The 206-nt window shown below is 39.3% G+C and carries 1 pseudogene; it reads right to left on the reverse strand.

Features of this window, described 5'->3' with window-relative positions:
- Positions 1-2: 2 nt before the first annotated feature.
- Positions 3-206, reverse strand: a pseudogene (gene tnpA, locus STRDD04_RS10430) (IS200/IS605-like element ISSsu4 family transposase); the annotation flags it as partial.

The raw sequence follows: 206 nt of genomic DNA on the forward strand, positions 1-206 counted from the left end.
CATTACTTACCACTATCCCTAAAGGGATCCTCATATTCTTTTACACTCAATTTATCCAACGCTATATCATGCTTTTCCTGCTCTTGGATATATTTCTTGATGGTGGCTTCATTAAGTCCTACTGTACTCACGTAATAACCTTCCGCCCAAAAATGTCGGTTCCCAAACTTGTACTTTAGGTTGGCGTGTTTGTCAAACATCATGAG

The sequence above is a fragment of the Streptococcus sp. DD04 genome (genome assembly GCF_001578725.1).
In the GTDB taxonomy this organism is placed as follows: Bacteria; Bacillota; Bacilli; order Lactobacillales; family Streptococcaceae; genus Streptococcus; species Streptococcus sinensis.